Origin of the sequence: Paucibacter sp. DJ2R-2 (assembly GCF_025717675.1) — a bacterium.
Lineage (GTDB): Bacteria > Pseudomonadota > Gammaproteobacteria > Burkholderiales > Burkholderiaceae_C > Paucibacter_A.
The window spans coordinates 266288-290007 of record NZ_JAJIRT010000004.1; the positions used below are offsets into that span (position 1 = coordinate 266288).

16 protein-coding genes and 1 riboswitch are annotated in these 23720 nt (G+C 66.8%); of the genes, 7 read left to right on the forward strand and 9 right to left on the reverse strand.

Annotation, left to right across the window (positions count from 1 at the left end; all coding sequences use genetic code 11):
• Nucleotides 1-12 precede the first annotated feature (12 nt).
• Nucleotides 13-2352, forward strand: coding sequence for a CehA/McbA family metallohydrolase (locus tag LNV28_RS12545; RefSeq protein WP_263517882.1), 2340 nt, complete (start codon nucleotides 13-15; stop codon nucleotides 2350-2352).
• Nucleotides 2353-2384: 32 nt separating this feature from the next.
• On the forward strand, nucleotides 2385-3029 hold the full coding sequence (locus LNV28_RS12550; protein WP_263517883.1) for an NF038129 family PEP-CTERM protein: 645 nt from the start codon (nucleotides 2385-2387) through the stop codon (nucleotides 3027-3029).
• Nucleotides 3030-3032: 3 nt separating this feature from the next.
• Here LNV28_RS12550 and glpD read toward each other — a convergent pair whose 3' ends face one another.
• On the reverse strand, nucleotides 3033-4583 hold the full coding sequence (glpD, locus tag LNV28_RS12555; RefSeq protein WP_263517884.1) for a glycerol-3-phosphate dehydrogenase: 1551 nt from the start codon (nucleotides 4581-4583) through the stop codon (nucleotides 3033-3035).
• A gap of 30 nt (nucleotides 4584-4613) precedes the next feature.
• Here glpD and glpK point away from each other — a divergent pair, with 30 nt between their 5' ends.
• A complete protein-coding gene (gene glpK, locus LNV28_RS12560; protein WP_263517885.1) occupies nucleotides 4614-6107 on the forward strand; it encodes a glycerol kinase GlpK in 1494 nt (497 codons plus the stop codon).
• A gap of 72 nt (nucleotides 6108-6179) precedes the next feature.
• Here the strand turns inward: glpK and LNV28_RS12565 are convergent, their stop codons facing one another.
• The 6 genes from LNV28_RS12565 to LNV28_RS12590 all read right to left on the reverse strand — a co-directional run bounded on the left by LNV28_RS12565 (nucleotide 6180) and on the right by LNV28_RS12590 (nucleotide 17476).
• Nucleotides 6180-8915 carry a TonB-dependent receptor gene (locus tag LNV28_RS12565; RefSeq protein ID WP_263517886.1) on the reverse strand — a complete coding sequence of 912 codons (2736 nt, stop codon included), beginning with the start codon at nucleotides 8913-8915 and terminating at the stop codon, nucleotides 6180-6182.
• Nucleotides 8916-9162: 247 nt separating this feature from the next.
• Nucleotides 9163-12303 (reverse strand): ATP-binding protein, encoded by a 3141-nt coding sequence (locus LNV28_RS12570; RefSeq protein WP_263517887.1) that lies wholly within the window; start codon nucleotides 12301-12303, stop codon nucleotides 9163-9165.
• Between the two features lie 33 nt (nucleotides 12304-12336).
• The gene (locus LNV28_RS12575) at nucleotides 12337-13491 is read right to left on the reverse strand and encodes a response regulator (RefSeq protein ID WP_263517888.1); all 1155 of its coding nucleotides are present in this window, start codon (nucleotides 13489-13491) and stop codon (nucleotides 12337-12339) included.
• Nucleotides 13492-13700: 209 nt separating this feature from the next.
• On the reverse strand, nucleotides 13701-14282 hold the full coding sequence (locus tag LNV28_RS12580) for a TMEM165/GDT1 family protein (protein ID WP_263517889.1): 582 nt from the start codon (nucleotides 14280-14282) through the stop codon (nucleotides 13701-13703).
• Nucleotides 14283-14369: 87 nt separating this feature from the next.
• A riboswitch (yybP-ykoY riboswitch) is annotated at nucleotides 14370-14514 on the reverse strand.
• 47 nt (nucleotides 14515-14561) lie between these two features.
• Nucleotides 14562-16097 (reverse strand): M16 family metallopeptidase, encoded by a 1536-nt coding sequence (locus LNV28_RS12585; RefSeq protein ID WP_263517890.1) that lies wholly within the window; start codon nucleotides 16095-16097, stop codon nucleotides 14562-14564.
• On the reverse strand, nucleotides 16094-17476 hold the full coding sequence (locus tag LNV28_RS12590; RefSeq protein ID WP_263517891.1) for a M16 family metallopeptidase: 1383 nt from the start codon (nucleotides 17474-17476) through the stop codon (nucleotides 16094-16096). The genes LNV28_RS12585 and LNV28_RS12590 overlap by 4 nt, the downstream gene beginning before the upstream one ends.
• 260 nt (nucleotides 17477-17736) lie before the next feature.
• On the opposite strand from LNV28_RS12590, the gene LNV28_RS12595 reads away from it, so the two are divergent.
• Genes LNV28_RS12595 through LNV28_RS12605 form a run of 3 tightly spaced genes read left to right on the forward strand, consistent with a single transcriptional unit; the run spans nucleotide 17737 to nucleotide 18994 of the window.
• Nucleotides 17737-18126, forward strand: coding sequence for a VOC family protein (locus LNV28_RS12595; RefSeq protein ID WP_263517892.1), 390 nt, complete (start codon nucleotides 17737-17739; stop codon nucleotides 18124-18126).
• A 5-nt stretch (nucleotides 18127-18131) separates the two neighbouring features.
• Nucleotides 18132-18380 carry a TfoX/Sxy family DNA transformation protein gene (locus LNV28_RS12600; RefSeq protein WP_263517893.1) on the forward strand — a complete coding sequence of 83 codons (249 nt, stop codon included), beginning with the start codon at nucleotides 18132-18134 and terminating at the stop codon, nucleotides 18378-18380.
• 17 nt (nucleotides 18381-18397) lie between these two features.
• Entirely contained in the window at nucleotides 18398-18994 is a 597-nt protein-coding gene (locus LNV28_RS12605) for a DinB family protein (RefSeq protein ID WP_263517894.1), read from the forward strand.
• 12 nt (nucleotides 18995-19006) lie between these two features.
• Here the strand turns inward: LNV28_RS12605 and LNV28_RS12610 are convergent, their stop codons facing one another.
• A complete protein-coding gene (locus LNV28_RS12610) occupies nucleotides 19007-20584 on the reverse strand; it encodes a hypothetical protein (protein WP_263517895.1) in 1578 nt (525 codons plus the stop codon).
• A gap of 64 nt (nucleotides 20585-20648) precedes the next feature.
• Nucleotides 20649-21344: a glutathione S-transferase family protein gene (locus LNV28_RS12615; RefSeq protein WP_263517896.1), complete on the reverse strand. Its 696-nt coding sequence runs from the start codon at nucleotides 21342-21344 to the stop codon at nucleotides 20649-20651.
• 258 nt (nucleotides 21345-21602) lie between these two features.
• On the opposite strand from LNV28_RS12615, the gene LNV28_RS12620 reads away from it, so the two are divergent.
• A complete protein-coding gene (locus LNV28_RS12620; RefSeq protein WP_263517897.1) occupies nucleotides 21603-23681 on the forward strand; it encodes a S9 family peptidase in 2079 nt (692 codons plus the stop codon).
• Nucleotides 23682-23720 lie beyond the last annotated feature (39 nt).

Consider the following 23720-nt stretch of genomic DNA (forward strand, 5'->3'; position numbering starts at 1 on the left):
GGTCGAACCACCATGCCCAGAAACGCCTCCCTGCTCAAACACATCCCGCGCGCCATCGCGCTTTTGCTGAGCGTTTCTGCCGCCGGCATGGCGGTGTCCGGGCCTTTCAGCCCCGACCACCAAGAGTTTGAAGCCAGCCTCTACGTGCCCTACCGGGCCGATGCCAAGGCGATCGCCGAGGCCCGCAGCTTCATCTTGAAGTTCGAGTACCCGCAGGTCGCACTGGCCCAGACCGTGTCCTGGCGCCTGGAACTGCTCGACCCGCAAGGCCAAGTGGCCCAGCGCTGGTACGGGGTCGAGACCCTGGTCCGAGGCGAGATCGAAGTCAAGGTGGACTGGGCCGGCCGCCAGAACGGCATCGCCGCCGCCGACGGCGTCTACCAAGTTCGCCTGACCGCCTCCTCGGTGGAAGCGCAGGAACTGCCCTCCGTGGGCGTGATGGCTGACTTTGTCGAAGCCAATCTGAGCGCCGCCGATGCAGAGCTGGTCGAGCAAACCTGGGATATGCAGGTTGGCTACGTCGCGCCGCCGCAGATGCCCGCCTTCCGCCCCATGCCGACCACCGCCTCCAAGGCCGCGGCGGCCAAGCAGGTTAGCAAGCCCGGCGTAAAAGCGCTGGCCGCACCGGTCACCGGCGGCCTGCCCTACACCGTCTACCTGGGCAATCTGCACAGCCAAACCGGCCACAGCGACGGCGGCGGCCCGATCGGCAACTGCAGCGGCGAACAGAACCCGCAATCGAATATGGGCCAGGGCCCAGCCCAGGCTTACCAGTACGCCATGGAGCGCGGCCTGGACATCCTGCTGACCTCCGAACACAACCATATGTTCGACGGCTCCACCGGCACGAACACCGGCCAGACCCCGGCCTACGCCAAGGACCTGTACAAGGCCGGCCTGGCCGCAGCGCGCAACTTCAATGCCGCCAATCCCAAGTTCCTCGGCGTCTACGGCATGGAGTGGGGCACCATCAGCGGCGGCGGCCACCTGAACATCCTCAACTCGCCCGACCTGCTGGGCTGGGAATACAACGCCAATGGCGAGCTGCTGGCCGATGTCTTCACCGAAAAGAACAACGCCGCCAAGCTCTACACCTTGATGGCTCAGCGCGGCCTGATCGGCCAGTTCAACCACCCGGCCAGCTCCGGCCAGTACCTGGTCAACGGCGTCGCCCTCGGCTACACGCCGGACGGCGAACAAGCCATGGCCTTGTGCGAGGTGATGAACACGCCCGCCTTCTCCAACACCACCAACGAGAGCGACAACGGCAACAGCGGCTACGAAGGCGCGTGCAAGAAGGCCCTGGAGGCCGGCTTCAAGATCGCCTTCACCACCAACCAGGACAACCACTGCGCCAACTGGGGTGCGTCCTCGATCAACCGCAACGGCATCCTGATCCCCAATGGCACGCCGCTGACCATGGACTCCTTCATGGAAGCCATCAAGGCCCGCCGCGTCTTCGCCACCATGGACAAGACCTCGCAGCTGGTGCTGACGGCCAACGGCCGTCTGATGGGCGAGACCTTCACCAACGCCGGCCCGCTGAACCTGGTCGCCAACTACGCACCGGGCGCCGGCAAGAGCGCCGCCACGGTCAAGATCTATGAAGGTGTGCCGCAGCGCAACGGCACCATCACCGAGCTGTCCAGCAGCGCGGTCAACAACTTCACGCCCTCGGTCGGCAAGCACTTCTACTACGCCAAGGTCACCCAGAACGACGGCAAGATCCTCTGGTCGGCGCCGATCTGGGTCAATCAGGTGGTGGACAACACGGCCCCGGTGGTCAGCGCCAGCGTCACCGGCAACAGCGGCACCTTGACCCTGCAAGCCGAAGCCAGCGACGACATCGGCGTCACGCGCGTCGACTTCCGGGTCGACGGTCAGCTCAAGGGCAGCGCCAGCAGCGCGCCCTACAGCCTGCAGATCGCCTCTAGCAGCCTCAGCAACGGCAGCCACGTCCTGAGCGTCGAGGCCGTGGATGCAGCCGGCAATGTCGGCAGCGCCAGCCCGGTGAACTTCAACGTCAGCAATGTGCTGGACGTGACGGCCAGTGTCAGCCTGCGCCAGTCCGGCCTGGTCTACAACCGCGTCACCCAGCTCTACAGCGGCAGCATCACCCTGAGCAACAGCAGCAACGCGGCCCTGGCTGGCCCGCTGCAACTGGTGATCCAGGGCCTGCCGGCCGGCGTCACCCTGGTCAATGCCAGCGGCATCCGCAATGGCCTGCCCTACATCAGCCTGAACGCCGCCAGCCTGCCAGACGGCGCCCGCATCACCGTGCCGCTGAGCATCAGCAACCCCGGCAAGCTGGGCCTGAACTACAGCGCCCGCCTCTATTCCGGCAGCTTCTGATCTGCTGCGCACGCAGCTCTCAAGGACATCTCATGAACAAGTTTTCTTCTTTCCCCGCCCTGCAACGCAGCGCCCTGAATCTGGCCCTGGCCGCCAGCGCCCTCTGCGCGACCTCGGCCTGGGCCGACACCAGCTTCCATGCCAGCGTCAACACGGCCGCCTGGGCCGGCGCCAGCGGCTGGCTGGATTTCCAGTTCAACCCCGGCCAGAGCCCGGCCCCGGCTGCTCAAGTGCGAATCAGCAACTTCAGCGGCAACTTCGGCAGCCAGCTCTTCCTCGAAGGCCAGGCCTCGGGCAACCTGGCCGATGGTTTCATCCTGGGCAACGGCAGCGCCTTCAACGACCTGTTCCACGCCATCCAGCTGGGCAGCAACTTCAGCTTTGACCTGACGTTCAGCGGCGATGTCTTCAGCACACCGGGCCAGGTCGGCACGACCTTCAGCCTCGGCCTCCTGGCCGGCGACCAGCAAAGCTACCTCGGCAACCCCGCCGGCGCGCTGTTCCAAATCGACCTGATGCCGGCCGACGCCGGTGCGCCCGCCAGCACCACGCTGAGCCTGCTGGGCGGCCAAAGCATCGCCACGGTCAGCGCTGTGCCGGAACCGCAGAGCTATGCCCTGCTGCTGGCAGGCCTGGGCGTGATCGGCTTGCTGGCGCGTCGCCAGCGCGCGGCTTAAGCCTTAGCGGCTTCGGGCGGCCATCCAGGCCGCCACCGCCGCCCGCTGGGCCTCGCTGTAATGCAGGCCCAGCTTGGAGCGTCGCCAAAGCACGGCCTCTGCATCGAGCGCCCATTCCTGCTCGCACAGATAGTGCAGCTCGGCCTCGAACAGGCCGGGCGCCACTTCGATACCCAGCTCGGCAAGGCTGCGCGCTGCTCCCAGCAGCAGATCCACGCGTGAACCATAGGCCCGCGCCAGGCGCCGTGCCAGGGCCGGCGGCAGGTAGGCGTGGCGCGCCTGCAGCGCTTGCACAAAGCGTTCGAAATCGCGGTCGGGGCGCTTCGGCGCACCGATCCACGCGGACAAATCCCCGCCGGGCAGGCAGGCCGCAGCGGTCCAGGCCGGGCGTGCGTCTCCAAGCATCTCGCCCAGCAGATCGGCCGCATCCTCGGCCAGCTTGCGGAAGGTGGTGATCTTGCCGCCCCAGACGCTGAGCAAGGGCGCGCCATCACCATGGGTCTCCAGCAGATAGTCGCGCGTGACCGCACTGGCGTCGCCCGAGGCATCGTCGAGCAGAGGACGCACGCCGGCATAGCTCCACAGCACCTGATCCGGACGTACCGGCTCCTTGAAGTAACGGCTGGCCTGCTCGCACAAGTAAGCGACTTCCTGCGCCTCGATCTCGGCCTTGGCAAAGCCGGCGATGGCGTCATCGGGCAGCTCCACATCGGTGGTGCCGATCAGGGTGAACTCACCCTCGTAGGGAATGGCGAAGATGATGCGCCGGTCGGGGTTCTGAAAAATGTAGGCATGGTCATGGTCAAAGCGGCGGCGCACGACGATGTGGCTGCCCTTGACCAGGCGCAGGCTTTTGGTCGCCAGGGGCTCTCCCGCGGCCGGCCGAGCCACTTGGCGCAGAAAGGTCTCGGCCCAGGGACCTGCGGCATTGACCAGGGCGCGGGCATGGACCTGACGCTCCAGGCCGGCCTCGCTCAAGCTCACGCGCCAACCACCGCCCTCGGCCGCGGTTTCGCGCTGCGCCGCCGTCACTGTGCAGCGGGTACGGATCTCAGCTCCCCGGGCGCGCGCGTCCAGGGCATTGAGCAACACCAGGCGGGCGTCATCGACCCAGCCGTCGGAGTAGACGAAGCCGCGTTCGAACTCGGGCTTGAGCGGCGCGCCCAAGGGGCTGCCGCGCAGACGCAAACCGCTGGAACCGGGCAACCACTCGCGCCGGGCCAGGTGGTCGTAGAGGAAGAGGCCGATGCGGATCATCCAGGCCGGCCGCATGGCTCGGTCATGCGGCATCACAAAGCGCAAGGGCCACATGATGTGCGGGGCGCTTTTGAGCAGCAGCTCGCGCTCCTGCAGCGCCTTGCGAACCAGGGAGAACTCGTAGTACTCAAGGTAGCGCAGGCCACCATGGATCAGTTTGGTGCTCGATGAGGAGGTGTGAGCCGCCAGGTCCGAGGCCTCGGCCAGCAGCACCCGCCAGCCCCGGCCCGCAAGATCGCGGGCGATGCCGGCGCCATTGATGCCGCCGCCCACCACCAGTACGTCAAAATGGTCCATCCCCGGACTCTAAGCCAAGGGCTTGCTGCCATGTCGTATTTGCTCGCTCTCGACCAGGGCACCTCCAGCTCGCGCGCCATCGTCTTCGAACGCAGCGGCCGCATCGTGGCCATGGCCCAGCAGGAATTTGCCCAGCATTTCCCGCAACCGGGCTGGGTCGAACACGATGCGCTGGAGATCTGGCAGAGCCAACTGGCCACGGCCCAAGCCGCCCTGCGCCAAGCGGACTTGCGCGCCAGCGACATCGCCGCTGTCGGCATCACCAACCAGCGCGAGACCACCGTGCTCTGGGACCGCCGGACCGGCCAGCCCCTTCACCGCGCCATCGTCTGGCAAGACCGCCGCACCGAGCCCTTCTGCGCCCAGCTGCGCGCGCAAGACCTGACCCCGATGGTGCGGGCCAAGACCGGCCTGCTGATCGACCCCTACTTTTCCGGCACCAAACTCAAGTGGCTGCTCGACCACATCCCCGACGCGCGCGCCCGGGCCGAGCGCGGCGAGCTGGCCTTCGGCACCATCGACAGCTGGCTGATCTGGAATCTCACAGCCGGTGCGGTGCACGCCACCGATGTCAGCAATGCCTCGCGCACCCTGCTCTTCGACGTGCAGCGCAATCGCTGGGACGAGGAGTTGCTGGGCCTGATGAACATTCCACCCGCACTGCTGCCCGAGGTGCGCCCGTCGAGTGGTGATTTCGGCCGCGTGGCGGCCCAGCACCTGGGTGGCGAGATCGCCATCGGCGGCGTCGCCGGCGACCAGCAGGCGGCCCTGTTCGGCCAAGCCTGCTTCCATCCCGGCATGGCCAAAAACACCTACGGCACCGGCTGCTTCATGCTGATGCACACCGGCACGCAGTTCCAGACTTCGGCCAACGGCCTGATCAACACCAGTGCCGCCCAGACCACTGCCACGCCCAAGTTTGCGCTCGAAGGCAGCGTCTTCATCGGTGGCGCCGTGGTGCAGTGGCTGCGTGACGGACTGAAGATCATCCCGAACAGCGGCGCCGTGCAAAGCCTGGCCGAAAGCGTGCCCGATGCCGGCGGCGTGATGTTCGTGCCGGCCTTCACCGGCCTCGGCGCGCCCTACTGGCGGGCCGAGGCACGCGGTGCCATCCTCGGCCTGAGCCGCGGCAGCACGCAGGCCCACATTGCCCGCGCCGCGGTCGAAAGCATCGCCTTCCAGAGCGCCGCCCTGCTGCAAGCCATGAGCCGCGACGCCCATGCCGCCGGCAGCGCCCCGCTGCAAGAGTTGCGCGTGGACGGTGGCGCCTGCGTCAACGACCTCCTGATGCAGTTCCAGGCCGATCTGCTGGGCATCGCCGTGGTGCGACCGCGCGTGATCGAAACCACAGCCCTCGGTGCGGCCTATCTGGCCGGCCTGAGCTGCGGCGTCTATGCCGGCCTGGAGGAACTCAGCGCCCAGTGGCAAGCGGAGCGACGCTTCGAACCCAGCGCCGACCGCAGCCGCGCGGCCGCGCGCATGGCCGAATGGGACCATGCCGTGCGTCAGGTCAGCGCCCCCTGAATCCGGGTCGAGAATAAAAAACCCCGCCGCGGCACGAGGCCGGGGCGGGGTCGGGTCAAACGCTGACGGTGCTTACTTGAACTGGTAGCTCAGGCTGCCGTACCAGAAGCGACCGCGCGGGTCGGTGAATGACGCGGCATAACCGGCTGCATGCGAACCGTAGGACGAAGACGCGACATAAGGCGGCTCGGCGTCAAACACATTGCGCACGCCCAGGCGAGCGGTCACGCCCTTGATGCCCTTGTAGGCGACCGACATATTGACTCGCTCGCTGTTGCGGACCTGGTGCGGTGCATTGACGCCAATATTGGCATCCACTGACGCGGCCGACTCCAACCAGCCACGCGTGTAGACATGCTCCAACGTCAGGCTGACCGTGCTGTATTGCCATTCCGCCGTTGCCGTGTGCTGCCAGCGAGGCACCGGGGCCACGGTACTGTCGCCACCTGTGCCGGCGAAGTGGCCGGTCGGGCCACCGGCGTACTTCTGCGCGTCGTACTTGATCACGTAGGAGCCAGCAACTCCCAGATTCAAGCGGCCACCTTCACCCAGGTTCAAACGGCCGCGCACGTCCACGTCCACACCCGAAATGTTCAGATCGCCGAGGTTGTCGACCGGCGTTTCCACGAACAGGATGAACTTCTGCGCATTGCGCTTGACGCGGCTGCCATAGCGCGACAGCAGGTCAGGCGTGGTCAGCAAGGTGTCGGCAGCAATGACGCCGATCGTGTCCTTCTTGTGGATGTTGTAGTAGTCCAGGGACATCGAGATGGCCTTGGCCGGCTCGAACACCACACCGGCCGTGAACTGACGGCTCTTCTCAGGCTTCAAATTGGGCGCGGCAGAGGACTTGGTCGGCACCTGCGTATTGCAGCGGCCGGCCAGTTCGGTCGGATCCGGGCACAGGGGATCTTCCACGCTGTCGGCGGTGTTGCCGAAGGACGGAGGCGAATTGACGTCCCACAGCGTCGGCGCACGGAAACCTGTGCCCACAGCGGCTCGCATCATCAGCTCTCGGCTGGGCTGGAAGCGCATGGTGGCGCGCGGGTTGAAGCTGGAACCGAAATCGCTGTACTTGTCATAGCGGGCGGACAGACCGGCTTCCCAACCCTTGGCGAAAGGCAGGGACAGTTCGGCAAACAAAGCCTTCAAATTGCGCGAGGCCTTGGTGGCGGGCACTGTGCCTTCACCGCCGATGTGCTGGCCGGCAGCATAGTCGGCGTTGAGCGGCCGGTCATCGGCCTTCTCATTGCGCAGGTCCACGCCAGCGGCCAGACCCATATTGCCGCCCGCCATGGCCATCAGCTCCTTGGTGACCTTGAAGTCAAAGGCGGTGGTGGTGCTGGAGGACTCGCGCATCTTGCCTTCCATCGCAGCCGAAGCCCAGAGCGCATCATGCGTCGCGTCGCCAGGGCCGAAGGGGTTCAGATTGCCGGTGGCAAGCGCCTTCAGGAAGCGGCCTTCATGGATATAGCCCTTGTAGTCCAGCAGGCCTTCGGCACGGGCCACATTGATGGCGGTGTCGTAGTCCCAGCCTGCGAGCACGCCGGTGGAGCCGAAGACAAAACGCTTCTGGGTGTTGGTGTTGTCGCTGATGCGGTTGCCGGCCGGGATGGCGCGCAAGGCAATGCCAGCCATGCCGGTGGCGGGCACGGTATAGCCCAGCTTGGTCAGCAGCTCGCGCGGGTAGTACTTGCTGGTCACCGGCATCAGGACCGGCTCGAAAGCAAACTTCTCGGCGTTGAAGGGGCCGAAGCCTTCGCGAATTGGGGTCGGTGCAACGCGACCGATGCCCTGGTTGCGGGCAAACGAGCCCTCGACGAAGAGCTGGTGATCCTTGGCGGCGTTGAAGGTCACGCGACCGAACACATCCGCCTTGTCCTGGTCAGGCAGGTTGTCCAAGGTGGCCGCAAAGATGAAGCGGCAGGTGCGACGCTCCAGCCCGTTGGGCGAGGGACCGCGCACGACGATGAAGGAGGTCGGTTCACCGCAGGGGGTGAAGCGCGGGTCGGCTGGGTACTCAGGATAGGCACCAGGGCCGATCAGGCCTTCGATATAGCCCGGGAACGGGGCGCTGGACGAGGGCTTGTCGGAACCCGGCACTTCGTCGACGCCGCGGTTGTAGAAGCCCTGGTCGATGGCGCGCAAGCGGGTGTTCTTCTGAACATTGGCGGTCAGCAGCACATTGAAGCCGTTGCTGGCGATGTCGCCAAAGCCGACGGCCAGGGTGGCACCCTTTTCCGCGCCGCCGATGCCGGCTTCGGTGTTGCCGTAACGCACCGAGACTTCACCGTTGCGATAGTCCCTGCGGGTGATGAAGTTGATCACGCCGGCAATCGCGTCGCTGCCATAGATGGCCGACGCGCCGTCACGCAGCACTTCGATACGGTCGATGGCGGCAAAGGGAATGCTGTTCAAGTCGACTGAAGCCGCGCCACCGATATTGCCGAACGGGTGGTTGGCCAGACGGCGGCCGTTCAGCAGGACCAAGGTGGAATTGGGGCCCATGCCGCGCAGATTGGCATTGGAGGTGCCGTAACCCGTGCCCTGACCGGTGTCGGACAGCATGGCGGAGTTGGCCGAGATGCGCTTGAGCAGTTCCTCGGTGTTGGTGGCACCGCTGGCTTCGATTTGAGCGCGCGTGACCACGGTCACCGGCAGGGCGGTTTCCGAATCCAGACGCTTGATCGAGGAACCGGTGACAGACACGCGTTCCAAAGACTCCTGAGCCATGGCGGGCGCCATCAAGCTCAGTCCGCTGGCATAGACCAATGCCAGAGCGGTACACAACCGTTTCTTCTTCAACATACGACTCTCCTTCTTTGTTCGAATCATGTGCAGTGGACTCGGACCGTCAGCCAGGCTGCCGGCCCAAGCCGCAAGGCCACACGCGGATGGTGCGGTGGCAGGATTCTTCTCCCCAGTCCGGTCCAGTCGTGCGGGGGCAAACCCTTCGAGTTGCCTTTTCGCATCGCCTCAATTCAGGGGGAATGACTTTCCGCACATGACAAGTCCATCGATGCGGCCTAGCCAGGATGCCCGCCTCACGGCGGACTCAGCCCGGCGGGTGGCCGTTCATCTGGCGCCAGGCCTGAATGCCGGCGACCAGGGGCCCGAGCTCCCGGTTCAGGGCCAGCAAGGCTTCGGGCAATTGAGCCGGCTCACCGCGCGGCCCGGTCGCTTGCTCCAAAGCCGCGGCCAGCTCAGCCAGGCGAACCATGCCCAGATTGCCGGCCAGGCCCTTGAGCCGGTGGGCGGCGCTGCCCAGGGCCGCCAAGCCGGTGATGCGCGCCTCCTCGAACAGCGACTGATGCTGGGCGTATTGCTTGGCAAAGGTGCCGAGCAATTTGGCGAGCAGCTCATGCCGACCCGCGCAGCGGGCCAATGCGGACTCAAAGTCGGTACCGGGAAGCTCCGGCCAGGTGCTGATGGCCGGTGGCGCGGCCGGCCGCTCGACGGCCGCACTTGGCGTGAGCGGCTCGCCACCGGGGGCCGACGCAGCGCCCCGGCGCGGCATTTCGGCCGTCAGCTTCAGCAGGGTGCGGATCAGCTCGCTCTGGTCGATCGGCTTGCTGATATGGGCCACCATGCCGGCGGCCAGGCAGCGCTGGCGCTCCTCGGCCAGGGCATGGGCGGTCAAGGCCACCACCGGCAGCTGCGGCGCCAGTTGGTGCAGGCGGCGGGTGGTTTCGTAACCGTCCATATCGGGCATCTGCACATCCATCAGCACCAGGTCGATGCCGGCCGGGCCGGCTTCGCGCAGGCGAGTGATCGCCTGCGCGCCACTGTCGGCGCTGATCACTTCGGCGCCGGCCACGGTCAGCATGTCCTGCAGGATCTCCCGGTTGATGTCGACATCGTCGGTGATCAACAGCCGCAAGCCCTGCAGGCTGGCGCCGGCGGCAGCCGGCGGCTCCCCCAGGTGCACGGCCGGCACCGTGGCACCGACCGGCAGCAGGGCGGGATCCACGCGCTGCAAAGGCAGACGCAGGGTGAAGCAGGAGCCTTGTCCGAGCACGCTGTCCACTTCGATCTCGCCGCCCATGGCGCGCGCCAGCTGGCTGCTGATACTCAGGCCCAGGCCGGTGCCGCCGAATTGGCGTGTGGTCGAGCTGTCGGCCTGCTCAAAGGCGCGGAAGATGCGCGCCTGCTGCTCCGGCGCAATGCCCAGGCCGGTGTCGGTGACGGACAGGCGCAGCCAGTCCTGTTGTGCCTCCAGCGCCAGCGTGACCCGACCCTTGTCGGTGAACTTGATGGCATTGGCTAGCAAATTGACCAGGATCTGGGTGACGCGCAGCGAATCCAAAGCCACCCAGTCAAAGCTGCATTTGTATTCCATGCGCAAGCGCAAGTTCTTGGCGTCGGCGCGCTCGGACACCAGGTCGATCACCTCCTTGGCCAAGTGCACCAGATTGCAGGGCAGGCTTTCGATGTCGAGTTTGCCGCTCTCGACCTTGGAATAGTCGAGGATGTCGTTGATCACCCCGAGCAGATGACGGCCCGAGCGAACGATGCGCTCGAAACCGTTGCGACTGGCCAGCGGGTCGCTGCTGCGGCTGACGCCCAGTTGGGCCAGGCCCAGTACGGCATTGAGCGGCGTGCGGATCTCGTGGCTCATATTGGCCAGGAAATCGCTCTTGGCGCGCGCCAGGCGCTCAGCCTCGTCCTTGGCCAGGCTGAGCTCGCGCTGCAAGCGCTTGAGCGAGGTGACATCGGTGCCCAAGTTCAGGATGCCGTAATGCTGCTTGCGCGCATCGACCAAGGCCACCATGGTCAGCAGATAGTCGTGCGGGCCGTCCTTGGGGTGCTGGATCTGCCGCTCGCTGCTCAGGCTGAGGCTGCCGGCCAGCAGTTGGGCGTCGCTTTCGGCAATCTCGGCGGCCACCTCGGGCGTGAACAAGCCGGCCGGCGTGCGGCCCAGCACCTGCTCGCGACTGAAGCCGCTGGCCAGCTCGAAGGCCCGGTTGATCAAGGTGTAATGGCCGGCGGTATCGCGAATGCTCAGGGTGATGGGCAGGGCTTCGAGGATGTCCTGCATGCGCTGTTTCTCGGCCTGCAGCTCGGCCGTGCGCAGGCGAACATCGTCCTCCAGCCGGCCCTGCTGCACGCGCAACTCGGCTTCGGCACGCACCCGGGCGGTGATGTCATGACCGAACAGCACCACACAGGCCTGGCCGGCCAACTGCATGCGGTCCATCTTCATGTCCCACCAGATGGGCTCGCCGTCGCGCCGGCGGGACTGCCACTCGAAGTACTGGGGGCCCTCGTTCAGCGTCCGTTGAACCCAGACCATCAAGGCCGCCTTCGAATACAGGCCGCCCGGGTGCATCAGCGCGGTGTCCAGGTCGGCGGCCCGCTCGCAGCCGTATTTCTCCAGCGTCTGGGCATTGGCGAAACGCAAGGCGCCGCTCTCCCCTTCGAGGATCTGGATGCTGGTCAGCGAGCTGTCCAGCAGCATGCGCAGGCGCTCCTCGCTTTCGCGCAGCTCATGGGCCACCTTCTGCTGCGCGCGCACGGTGTCGGCCAGCAAACGGCGCGAGCCCTCGAGCGAATGCGTGACCTCCCAGAACAGGGATCCGTAGCGCAGCACCAGCCAGCCAATCAAACCAGCCGACACGCTGAAGACCACGGCATAGCTGGCCAGCGGTGGCGTGTTGCTGGCATTCAGGCCGGGGAGCACGCCCTGAAGCTCCAGCAGCCACAGCGTGAGATAGCCAAGAACAGCGGCCAGCGTGCCACGCACGGCGGCCTTGGTGCCGACCATCATGCCCAAGACCACCACCAGGGCGAGCGCGCCGGACATGCCGGAGGAGCGCACGCCATTGCCGTACCAAGCCGCTGCGCCGAACAGCACCAGCAGCAAGGCGCTGCTGAAGAAAGCCGCCGCCACCCGTGCGCCCCAGCGCATGGCAAATGCCAACGAGCACAGGCATATGAACAGCACCGCCGAGCTGGTGCCGATGCGCGACACGCGCGCGGGCCAGGGCAAGGAGGTCTCGCTCAATGTGCTGGCGATCTGCGCCAGCGCGCCCAGCATCACCAGGGCCAGAAAGACCCGGGCATTGCGCGCCATGACCGCGTCCAGCCGCGACCTGAAACCCTGCAAGGACTGCTGCTGCGCCGCATCAAGCGGCGGCTCGATGGCGGAAGGCTCGTCAAAGGCCTCGGGCTTGCGAGCGTTGGAGGGCGCGAACATGGGGGCGAAGGTCAGCGCAAGCCCGGCCCTGGCTCAGGCGGAGTGCTGGCTGAGCTTGTGGATCACACGCCCCAGGAATTTTTCGACCTCCTGGCTCTTGCCCAGGGCGCCCATGGCCGCCTCCAGATGCTGCTTGATGATGCTGCTCAGGTGGTCTTCCTGCGACTGGCTCAGGCCCAGGTGTAGAAAGCTGTTCTCGACCTCGGCGTTGAGGCTGCCAAAGACTTGCTTGACCTCCTCACGCTGCGCCTGATTGCGGGCCGAAATATCGGTCAGCGCATCACGGGTCATGCTGACCAGATGGCGCACATCGGCCAGATCCTTGGTGGCCACCACGGCCTCCAATGCGCCGACTCGCTGCACCGCGCCTTCCACGAGCAAGGCGACATTGTCGATGGCACGGCCCATGCGCTCGGACTCGGCGCGGTCCATGTCGGCGCTTCGATCCATGCGCAAATCACGCACAAACAGCACCACACGTCCATAAGAAAAGCCGGTGTGAGGACCGAAGGGGCGGATGCGCTGACCCTCGGTCTGGCTCTGCAGATGATCGAGGATGGAGTTCTCCAGCGCGCTGCAGGGACCCTTGGCATTGCCGGAGTAGACCTCGCTGCCAGCACGGATGCGCACACAACCGTCCAAGGCGTAGCGCTGCAAGGCCTCGATCATGGCGCGCGCGACCGCCTCATAGCTGTCGCTAACCACCAACTGGCGTTGAAACTCCAGCACCACGCCGGCCTCACCCACCATATCGGCAGAAGAAAGCACGGCATTCATCACCTCGTCGAGCTGACCGCTCAGCTCACGCTGGCGGTCGCGGTGGGCCAGCACCAGGTTGATCTTGGCCAACAACTCGGGCGCGTCGAAGGGCTTGGACAGGTAGTCTGCACCGCCGGCCGCGTAACCCTGCAAGCGCTCCTCGATGCTGGTGCGCGCGGAATGGAAGATCACCGGAATCTCGGCGCTGGCGCCACCGGCTTTGAGCTGGCGGCAGGTCTCGTAGCCGTCCATCTCTGGCATATCGACATCGAGCACCACCAGATCGGGTGGATCACTCTGGCAGCGGGCCAAGGCCTCGGCCCCGCTGGTCACTTGGCTCACCTGGAAGTCGCCTTCCAGCGTGGCTTCCAACATTTGCAAGGTCAGCTCGTCGTCATCGACCAGCAAAACATGAGAACGCACCGTCATATTGTTTGACTCCCCTGGCGATCATGCTCGTTCGAAGGTGGCTCAGACACCCCGAACACGGCTCCATCAGACTTCTGGTTTCGACGCCCTGGCGCCGAACTTGAGAAAGCCGAAGGATGCCGGACCATTGAACCAGCAAAGCCGCGCAGTGACCAGCCCTGTTCTCTGCCTCGCAACAAGGCTGGCGCGGGGCCGCAACGCCCCTGCGATTAAAAGCCCAGGCTTTGCCCCGCACCGGCCAGGGTGGCCAGGCCAATCACGGCGAAGATGGCCGCGGCGATGCCGTGGACCAGGCGCACCGGAATACGGCCGGCGATGCGCTCGCCGAGCAGCACGGCCGGCACATTGGCGATCATCATGCCCAGGGTGGTGCCGGCCACCACGGCCACAAAGGCCTGGTACTGCGCGGCCAGGGCGACGGTGGCGATCTGCGTCTTGTCGCCCATCTCGGCCAGGAAAAAAGCGACGATGGTGGTGCCCAGCACGCCCAGCTTCAGGCCCTTGCCGCCCTCCTCTTCCTCGTCGATTTTGTCCGGGATCAGGGTCCAGCCGGCCATGGCAAGGAAGCCCACGCCCAGCACCCACCGCATCACGGAAGGGCTGACTTGCGCGGTGATCCAGGCGCCCAGGGCGCCGGCGCCGGCGTGGTTGACCACGGTGGCGATGAAGATACCGAGGATGATGGGCAGCGGCTTGCGAAAGCGCGCGGCCAACAAGAAGGCCAGGAGCTGGGTCTTGTCGCCGATTTCAGCGAGGGCCACGATGCCGGTGGAGACGAGGAAGGCTTCCATAGAGGGCGAACACTTTTCTTCCTGCGGCCGGCATGTAAGGAACCAATGACCACGCACACGCCGGCCGCAAAGCAGGTGTGGGTGGTCAAAGGTCTTGCCAGGGGTCAGGTCTTGCGTGTGGCGCAAACCTCGACACTGCCCGCGCCATGGTCGAACGCTCGACCAAGTGTGTTGACGCGGGCCGGCAGCCGGGGTGGCTGCAGCGGCTACTCCCCAATGACGCCGCAATTGTAGCCGGCGCCGCTGGCTGGCCCTGCCTGCGGGCGCGGAGGCAGCTCTCTATTTGCGCCCGCCGCGTTTGAGCGTCGGGCTGGCCAGGTCGACCTCCTCGGCCTTGAGCAGCAGCGCATCGGGGAACTGCTGACGCAGGGCCAAGCCGCCCTGTTTGAAATCGGCCACGATGACGGTGCGCAGGCGCTCGGCCTGCCAATGGCGGCTGGCCAGCAGCCGGGTCGATTCGCCGTCCAACGCCGCCAGCTCTTCGGGCACCCGGCTCAGCTCGGCCAGGGGGCGGCCGCGGATCAGGCCATCAGCGGCCAGACCGGCCAAGCCGGCCGTGGTCTCCAGCTGGCGGCCGAACTCGCCGATCAGCACCGCGCGGCGTGCCACCAATTCAGGGTCGGGCACGCGCTCGGCGGCCATGCGGCGGATCTCCTGCTGCATCAGCGCGGCCACCTCGCCGGCGCTCTCATGCTTGGTCTGGGCGCTGGTGATCAGCACCGCCCCGCCCGGCAAGGCCTCGATGCCGCTGGCCGCGCCATAGCTGAGGCCGCGCTTGATGCGCACCTCCTGGTTGATGCGCGAGGAATAGCCGACGCCCAGCACCGTGTTGGCCAGGGCATTGGCTTGCTGAGTCACCACCTCCAGGGCCTGCGTCTCGGGCTGCAGCTGGGCCAGCGGCACCGGGCTGGGCGCGGCGGCCGGCGCCATCACCAGCACCGCACTCTGGCCCGCACCGGGCAGGTCGACCAGCACCGTCTTGGTGGCCAGGGGCTTGGGAGCCAGGGCCGGCATCTGCGGCAGGGCCGTGCGCGGCGCGCGCCACTTACCGAAATGCTTGTCGGCCAAAGCGCGCGCCTGGGCCGGGTCGATGTCCCCGGCCAGGATCAGGGTGACCCGGTCGGGCCGCAGATGCAGTCGGTGGAAGGCGCGCACATCGTCGAGCTGGATGCGCGCCAGGGTGGCTGGTGTCGCCTGGCGGCCCTGCGGGCTGTCGCCCCAGTAGAGGCGGCGCGCCACTTGCGCCGCCAGCTGGGCGGGGTCGGAGCGGCCCAGCTTGAGGGCATCGGCAGCCTGCGCCTGCATGCGCGCGAACTCCTCCTCGCTGAGGCTGGGGCTGCGCAGCATCTCGGCCAGCAGGCCGAGGCTGGCGTCCAGGCGGTTGCTGGCCACGGTCACGCCGAGCTGGCTGCTGCGCGCGCCGCTGCCGATCTCAAGCTGTGTACCCAAGCCTTCGACGGCGGCGGCCAGCTCGGCCGCCGGCACGGCCACGGCGCCACGCTGCACGCCCTTGCCCATCATGGCGACGCTGAGCTCGGCCAGACCGGCCTTGCCCGGCGGGTCATAGACGGCACCGGTCTGCAGCAGCAGCATGGCCGTCACCAGAGGCTGGCGGTGCCGCTCCACCACGGCCAGGCCCAGGCCATTGGGCAGGCGAGACTGTCTGAACTCCGGCAGCTCCAGCGCCTGGGGCGAAGCCGGCCGGGGCGGCGAATCAAAACCCACCTGAGCCGTAGCGAGGCCCGGCAGCCAACCCAGTGCGGCCACCAAGGCAGCCTGCGCCGCGGGGCGCCACAGCCTTGCGAGCGCGCTCATGGCTTGCCCCCCTTCTTCTTGCTCGCCGACCCATCGGCCTCGTACAGCACGGTGACGCGCGCACCGCGCAGCACATCGCGCTTCAGCACCCGCTGCACATCGGCGGCCGTGACGGCCTGCAAATCGTTCAACTCGCGGTTCACCCACTGCACATCGCCACGCAGTAGAGCCGCCTCACCCAGCACTTCGCCCAAGCCCAGCGGCGTCTGCCGGCGGATCAGAGCAGCGGTCAGCAGCTGGGCCTTGACCTTCTCCAGCTCGGCCGGGGCGATGGGCTCCTCGGCCAGCTTGAGCAACTCGCGCGTCAGCGGCGCCACCAAATCGGCGGCGCTCTGCTTGCCGGCGGCGATGGCATGGGCCACCAGCAGACCGGCATCGGCATTGAGCTGGGCCTCGAAGCCGGCGCTCTGCGCCAGCTGCTCGCGATACACCAAGCTCTCGTTCAGACGCGAAGACTCGCCCATGGCCAGCAGGCCTTGCGCGACCTGCCAGACCGGCGCATCGGCGCTCGAAGCCTTGGGGCCTTGCCAGATCAGCAGGGCCGCCGGCAGCGGCACATTGGGTGCCTTGAGCTGGTGCAGCTCGTCGCGCGCGCGCCGCGGCTCGGCCACCTGGACGCGGGGCACGGGGCTGCTGGGCGGGCGGATGCTGCCAAAGTAATGATTGACCCAGCGGTTCAGCTGCACCGGGTCGAAGGCGCCGGTGACGATCAGCACCGCGTTGTCCGGCCGGTAGTACTGGGCATGGAAGGCGCTGACGTCCTGCACGGTGGCGGCGTCCAGCTCCTCGATGCTGCCGATCACCGGGCGGCGGTAGGGATGTTGAAGATAGCCCAGGCGCGGCACGGCATTGAACAGGCGGCCATAGGGCTCGGCCAGCACGCGCTGGCGATACTCTTCCTTGACCACCGCGCGCTCGCTGTCGAAATTGGCCTGGTCCACGGTCAGATTGGACATGCGCTCGGCCTCGGCCCAGAGCAGAGGTTCCAGATGGTTGGCCGGCACGACGCTGTGGTAGGCCGTCATGTCATCGGCGGTGAAGGCATTGTTGCTGCCGCCGACATCCTCGGTCATGCGGTCGAACTGCTCGTTGGCCATGTAGCGGGTGCGCTTGAACATCATGTGTTCAAACAGATGCGCGAAACCGCTGCGGCCGGCCGGGTCGTCTTTGCCGCCGACCCGGTACCAGAGCTGCACGCTGACCGTGGCACCGGCTTGGGGCAAGGCGATCAACTCCAGGCCATTGGCCAGGATGCGCCGCTCGAAGGCCAGCGGGGCGATCTTCAGCGGCGCGGCCGCGCCTTCCTGGGCTGCCGCAGCCTGAGCCCAGAGCACGGGGCTCCAGGCGCTCAGCAAAGCCAGGCTGATACCAGCGCTCAAGCAGCGGCGCCGCGAGTGTCGCGCCAGCCCCTCCTCGCCCCCCATGTTTTCCGTTCTGTACTTGCTGCTCACGCTGATCCCATCGTCTGATGCTCTTTTCGCTGCGGCGCCTCGCGCCACCGCCCATGCTGCCACAAGGGCGCCCCGGCTCCGTGAAAGCCGGCAGGTGAATACAGCCACGGCCGCTGCTGACAGCCCATGTCAGCAGCATCCTGGCAAGATGCCCAGGCCCTGTTGAGCAGCCTTGAGGAGACCCTTGCATGAACTATGCCTACACCATTGTCTACGTGGCCGATGTGGCTGCTTCTCTGGCCTTCTTCGAGGCCGCCTTTGGCCTGAAGCAGCGTTTCTTGCATGAATCGGGCGCTTACGGCGAGCTGGATACTGGCGCCACGGCCCTGGCCTTTGTCGACCACGAAACCGCGCTGGACAGCGTCGGCCAGCCCTATGTGGCGGCGGCTGAGAGTGCCCGGCCGCTGGGCATGGAGATCGGCTTGAGCACCGACGATGTGCCAGCCGCCTTCGCCCGCGCCGTCGCCGCCGGCGCCACGCCGCTAAAGGAACCGGTCACCAAGCCCTGGGGCCAGACCGTCGCCTATGTGCGCTGCCCGGACGGCAGCCTGGTCGAGCTTTGCACGCCGATGGCGTGACGCGCATGCGCGGCCTCGGTCCCCGCAGCCAGGAGCAACTCGCAGCGCTGGGCATCCACGACCTGGCCCAGCTGCGCCAGCAGGATGCCTACGCACTGTATGCCGAGCTCAAGTCACGATGGCCCGGGGCCAGCCTCAATCTTCTGTATGCCCTGATGGGTGCGCAGGAAGACCGCGACTGGCGCGACATCGCCCGCGAGCGCCGCAGCGAAGCCCTGTTGCGCCTGGACGACCTGGGTCTGGCACCCCGCTGAAACCTGAGGAGACACGCATGAAGCCCGATACCCACACCGATCCCCTGTCTCACCATTTGCTCAGCATGGCCTACAACAATGCCTGGGCCAACCACCGTCTGCTGGCGGCCTGCGCCCGGCTGAGCCAGGCCGAGCTGCAAGCCAAACGCTGCAGCTTTTTTCCCAGCATCCAGGCGACGCTGAACCACAACCTTTGCGTGGACTGGTTCTATGTCGACGCGCTGGAGCGCGAACTGGCGGGCCAGGCGCCGCACCCGGACTGCTACCAGTTCTTTGCTGTCGACGAGCCGTTTCAGAGCGCCGCCGAGCTGCAGCGCGAGCAGGCCGCCGTCGACCGGCGCCTGCTGGCCTACTGCGCGGCCCAGCGCGACGGCGAGCTGGGCCGCATCGTCACCATCGCCCGGCCCGGCGGTGCGCAGCAGGACAGCCGCACGCGCCTGCTTTCCCATCTGCTGCAGCACCAGATCCACCACCGCGGTCAGGTCCACGCCATGCTGTCCGGCACCGCCGTCAAGCCACCTCAGCTGGACGAGTTCTTCTGCGCCGGCGAGGCGGATCTGCGCGCCGAAGAGTTCCGCGCGCTGGGCTGGAGCGAGGCCCAGGTCTGGGGCTGACCCGACCCTGGCTCAGACCTCTGGCGCGGCCGGCGCGCCCAGGGCCTGCAAGGCCTGGCGGGTGTCGTTGAGCACGCGCTGGGCGACTCTGCGCTCGGTCTCGGGCAGCTGGCGCGCCGCTTCTGCCTCCAGCAGCAATGGCCGCAACAAAGCGTTGGCGCTGGCGCGGAACTCCTGCCCCAGGGTGTCGAGCTGGGCAAAGCTGTCGGCACGCATGGCTGTGAGGCGCTCGCGCAGCGCCGCCTCGAAGGCCTCGCGCTTGTGGCGCAGCTCCTCGTCCTTGCGGCCGGCCTTGTCCATCATCCACTTGAGCAGGCCTGCCACCAACAAAGCCCCGCCGGCCAGCGGCACGACCGGCGCGATCACCGGCAGCACGGCCGCTGCACCCAAGGCATAGACGGCCACGCCCGAGCCGGCCGCCGCCACGGCACCGGCGCCCAAGGTCAGCTCGGCCGCGCTCTCCGTGGAATTCTTGAGCCGCGTGCTGATTTGCAGCGCCGGCATCAGGCGGCGCAGCTGGCTGTGGTGCGGACGCTCCAGCACGCTGGCATGGACCAGGCTGAACTCCTCGCGGAACAGGCGCAGCTCTTCCTTCAGCAGGCGCAGCTGCCCTTCCTGGCGGCGGGCGGCGCGGTCCAGGCGGCGCTCGAGTTCCTTGGCAAAGGTCGAACGCGCCATCTCGGCCCAGACCTTGTGCTCGGTCCAGTCGTCGGTGCGCAGGCGCTCCAGCATCTGCAGCTCGACGGCATTGCCGGCGTCGTGGATCAGCTCCTCGAAGTCCTCCTCGAAGCTGCGTTTCTCATGGGCGATGCGCGCCTCCACCATGGCGAGGCGCTGGCCCACCTGCTGGAACAGCTGCTCCACCCGCTGCGCATAGGCGGCCGCCGAACCCGCATCTGGAACCGGCGCCAGCAAGCCGCGCTCGAACTCGCTGAGCCGCCGAGCCAGCACGCTCAGGCTGGAGCTCATGCCCTGTTGCAAGACCTGCTCACTGCTGGCGCCGTCCAGATAACGGCCCACGCCCAAGGCCAGATCCACATCACCCGAGAGCCGCGCCGCCGTCTGCGCTGCCGGCAGCAAGGGCCGGCCGCCGAACAGGCGAGCCGACTGGCGGCTGACGGTCTTCCACAGCGAAGGCGCGGGGCCCAGCGATTCCGCCAGGCGCGGCAACTCCTCCCCGGGCAAGAGCAAGGCCTGGGCCAGCTCCTGGGCAAATTTGTAGGCCTGCTCACCCTGCAGCTGCAGCAAGGGCCGGGCATCGAGAAAGGCCTGGCGGCGCTGCGCCTCAGGCGCCTCGGCGCTGGCCCGCCTGAGCTGGGCGAACGCCGCCTTCTGCTCCAGCGGCGACTCCAGCGCGCGCAAGGCCGCATGGGCACCCAAGGCCGAGTCCTGCAAGCGCGCCGCCAAGGCCGACACCAACTCGTACTCTCCCAGGGTGACAAATCCATCGGCCGCAGCCAGCGCCGCCAGGGCGCGGATGAAGGCGGCGGAGAAGCCGCCGTCCGCGCGAGCGAACTGCTCCAGATCAGGGCGATCCAGCGCCGTGCTGCTGGGCGCTACGAGAGGGTTGAGGGGCTGAGAAGAACTCACAGGCATGGGGCTCCGGGCTGATCGATCAGACCCGCATCGTCCCAGATTCTTCCGTGCGCGCGCCTCAGGCTTGCGCCGGCGCGCGCAAATCCTGCAAGCAAAGTCCGGCCGCGCGGGCCTCGGCCTCGTGTGCTTCATCGCGCCAGGTCTCGGCCAGAGCGGCGCGGTACCAGGCTTGCATAGCGGGCAGACCCAGCAGGCGCTGGGCATAGGCTTGCGCGGGCTCGCTCAAGGCCGGTGTGTAGCTCTGCACCCGGAAGGCCACAGGGGCGAAAAAAGCGTCGACTGCGGTGAAGGCTGGGCCGGCGAGAAAGGGGCCGCCAAAGCGCCTCAGGCCTTCCAGCCACAAGGCTTCGATGCGCTGCCAATCGGCCAACAGGGCAGGCGACCAGTCGCCCACCTGAACACGCAAGCCGCAGTTCATGGTGCAGACGTCGCGCAGGCGCTGAAAGCCGGAATGCATCTCGGCGCAGGCACTGCGCGCCCAGGCGCGGGCCGCGCGGTCCTGGGGCCAGACCCGCGGGTCCAGTTCGGCCAAGTATTCGACGATGGCCAGTGAATCCCAGACCGTCAAGCCTTCATCTTGCAGACAGGGCACGCGGCCGGTCGGCGAAAACAGGCGGTAATCACCGGCGCTGCCCGGCGCCTGGCCAAAAACCACCAAGCGCTCCTCGAAAGGAATCGCCAGCTGCGTCAACAGCAGCCAGGGGCGCAGAGACCAGGATGAGTAGTTCTTGTTGGCGATATAGAGCTGCAGCATGGCGAAAACTCGTGGGCAAAGTGGCGGGTGCCAGCATAAGCCAGGGCGCAGCGCCACGGGATGCGAACAGTCTGCAACGCTGGCCACTCCAACCATGCCGATCCGCAGCTCATCGCGGCCAAGCTTCCGTCTGTCCCGGCAGCTGGGTGAAGGCTATGCAAGTGTGACTATGCTGCGAGCCTGCAGTTCCCCGTCGGGCCCGGCGCCGCGCCAGGATTCGACCCCAACGTTTCTGCCATTCTTTTTTCTGAGGTGCACATGACATCGTCTGTTTCTGCTTCTGTTTCTACGGTTCGCGCATTCGGTCCCTCCTTGCTGACCCTGGCCAGTCTGGCCCTGGCCGCCACCTTGTCCCAGAACGCCATCGCGGCGGCTGCAGTCAAGGCCAGTGTTGAAACGCCGCTGATTGCGCGCTCCGCCCTGTTCGGCAACCCCGTCAAGAGCGGCGCCCAGCTGAGTCCGGACGGCCAATGGCTGTCCTGGATGGCGCCTGTCAATGGCGTGATGAATGTCTGGGTGGCGCCGGCCGACAAGCCCGAGGCGGCGAAGTCCATCACCGAATCCAAGGACCGCCCGATCCCCGGCCATTTCTGGTCGGGCAACAGCCAGCAGGTGCTGTTCGTCAAGGACAACGCCGGCGACGAGAACTTCCACCTCTACGGCGTGGACATCAAGACCGGCGCACAGCGTGACTACACGCCCTTCGACAAGGTGCGCGTGCGCCCCACTGGCTTCTCGACCCGGCGAGTCGATGAGATCCTGGTCGGCATCAACAACCGCGACCCACGCTGGCACGATGTGCACCTGCTCAACCTCAAGACCGGTGAGCTGAAGCTGGTCATGCAGGCGGATGGTTATGCCGGCTTCCAGGCCGACAACGATCTGAACCTGCGCCTGGCCCTGCGCCCCAACGCCGCCGGCGGCATGGACTTCTTCAAGGTGCAAGACGGCAAGGTCGAAGACAAGCCCTATCTGAGCACCAATCTGGAAAACAGCAGCACCTCGCCCCTGGGCTTCACCCATGACGGCAAGACCCTGTACTGGATGGACTCCCGCGAGAGCGACACCACCGCCGTGATCGCCGAGGACGTGGCCAGCGGCAAGCGCACCGTGCTGGCGCAGGACGCCCGCGCCGACCTCGGCGATACCTTGCGTGACCCGGCCAGCGGCGTGGTGCAGGCCTATGCCGTCGAGTACCTGAACAGTGAGTGGAAGTTCCTGGACAAAGCGCTCAAAGCCGACTTTGACTGGCTGCAAAAGCAGCTGGGCAAGGGCGAGGTCTATGTCGCCAGCCGCACCCGCAATGACGACAAATGGATCGTCGGCATCGACCCGGTGTCGAAGGTCGCCGCCACTTACCTCTACGACCGCAAGGCCAAGAAGCTGCAGGCGCTCTACGTCGCCCGCCCGGAGCTGCAGGGCGCGCCCCTGGTGGACATGCACGGCGTGGAGATCAAAGCCCGCGACGGCCTGATCCTGCCCAGCTACCTGACCCTGCCCAAGGACGCCGACAAGAACGGCGACGGCAAGGCCGACAAGCCGGTGCCCATGGTGTTGTTCGTGCACGGCGGCCCCTGGGCCCGTGATGGACATGGCTACAACGGCTACCACCAGTGGCTGGCCAACCGTGGCTATGCCGTGCTGGCGGTCAACTTCCGCGCCTCAACGGGCTTTGGCAAGAAATTCCTCAATGCCGGCAACAAGCAATGGGGCCTGGCCATGCACAACGATCTGCTGGACGCTGTGGACTGGGCGGTCAAGCAAGGCGTGACGACCAAGGACAAGGTCGCCATCATGGGCGGCAGTTATGGCGGCTACGCGGCCCTGGCCGGCGTTGCCTTCACCCCCACCACCTTTGCCTGCGCCGTGGACATCGTCGGCCCCTCCAACCTGGAAACTCTGCTCAGCACCATCCCGCCCTACTGGGAAGCCGGCCGCAAGCAGATGTACAGCCGCATGGGTGACCCGACCACCGAGGAAGGCAAGGCCATCCTGCGCGCCGCCTCGCCGCTCTACAAGGCCGACCAGATCGTTCGCCCCCTGCTGATCGGCCAAGGTGCCAACGATCCGCGCGTCAAGCAAGCCGAAAGCGACCAGATCGTCCAGGCCATGCAAGCCAAGAAGATCCCGGTCACCTACGTGCTCTACCCCGACGAAGGCCACGGCTTCAACAAGCCCAACAACCGCATCGGCTTCAACGCCGTGGCCGAGGCTTTCCTGGGCCAATGCCTGGGTGGCCGTGTCGAGCCCCTGGGCGAGACCGTGCGCCAGTCCACCGCGCAAGTCGTGACCGGTGCGGAGCATGTGCCGGGTCTGGAGGCGGCCGCGAAGAAGTAGACCGCTGAACCGCTGGCTCACTCATCGCCCGATCCTGGG